Origin of the sequence: Mesorhizobium sp. M1E.F.Ca.ET.063.01.1.1, from assembly GCF_003998155.1 — a bacterium.
Classification (GTDB): domain Bacteria; phylum Pseudomonadota; class Alphaproteobacteria; order Rhizobiales; family Rhizobiaceae; genus Mesorhizobium.
In genome coordinates this window covers 1-1197 of the sequence record NZ_RZSC01001184.1, presented here as the reverse complement: position 1 = coordinate 1197, position 1197 = coordinate 1, and the positions used below count along the sequence as shown (strand labels likewise).

Annotated in this window: 1 protein-coding gene; it reads right to left on the bottom strand. The window is 65.8% G+C overall.

The window, feature by feature from the left end:
• Positions 1–179: 179 nt before the first annotated feature.
• Complete coding sequence (locus EOA29_RS37095) at positions 180–896, bottom strand: proton-conducting membrane transporter (protein WP_126092144.1); 717 nt, start codon at positions 894–896, stop codon at positions 180–182.
• Positions 897–1197 lie beyond the last annotated feature (301 nt).

Genomic DNA, 1197 nt, shown 5'->3' with positions numbered 1-1197 from the left:
CATTCGAGGCTTATGTCCCTGCCTTCAGCCATCTTCCGCAACGACGAGACCGCTCTATATGGGGGCTCGGCGAGGCGCAATCGAGGGAACGGCGTCGGGCGGCGCAAAGCTGGCCGTGGTCCAAAACAAAGGCGGCGCCCGTGGAGGACGCCGCCTTTGCGCCAACACATGTCGGCTGTTCAGGTGTTGCTTGCGGTGCCCGCCGTCGGGAATCGGCGGGCGAATTCCTTCTCGTCGCCAGCGGCCAAGAGCTTCGCCTGCTCGATCCATTTCTCACGCGCGATACGACCGTCGAAATTCAGCACGTCTTCGATGCGCTTGACGTCGGCCTCGGTCCACGCGGCGATCTGGGCGTAGGTCGTGACGCCCTGGCCCTTGAGCAGCTTTTCGTTGACCGGGCCGATGCCGATCAGGCGGCGCAGATTGTCGCCCTTGCCGGCGGCCGCCTTCGGGGCAGCGGCCTTCTTCGGAGCCGGGGCCTTCTTCGGCGCCGCGCTTGCCTTCGGCGCGGCGGATTTAGCCGCCGGCTTCGGCTGAGCCGCCGGCTTGGCCGCGGCGGGTTTGGCCGCAGCCGATTTCGCCGGCGACGATTTGGCCTCGGCCGGTGTCGACATCAGCGCCGTCGGCGCAGGCGCGGCGGCCTTGTTGGCGCCGGTCTTGGCGGGCGTGGAAGGCGCCTCGCGCAGCCGGCCCTCGAGGTCGGCGCGGGCGCGGCTGCATGCGTCGAGTTCGCCGCTCAGGCGATTGGTATCGGCGCGCAATCTATCGCGTTCGCTCTTCGTGCGGTCGAGATCGCCGCGCAGGCTGTCGAGCTCGCCGCGCAGCCGGCCCCAGAAGAACCAGCCAACCAGAATACCCACAATGAACGCCAGGAGCATGTAGAAGAAAGTGCTCATTTCCCTCTCCAGTCCGATCTGTCGGCCGCGGCCCGGAATGGCGAGCTTGCCGCAAGGATCGTCTATCGTTCCGCGGTCGGCGGAACAGCCGCTTCAATCGAGCTGTCGGCGCGTGGCTCTCCTCCAGCTATAGCCGACGGCCGTCATCGCATCCGCCGAAGCGCAACACGGGCCGTCACTGGCCCGCGCTATGCGTCCGGCTGAGCTTGAGGCGGGACGCTATCATACGGCCCGTGGAAAGCTAATTGAAAAATGCGGCGGAGAGTTATTGAAGAACAGATATTTAGGACGACAATAGAGC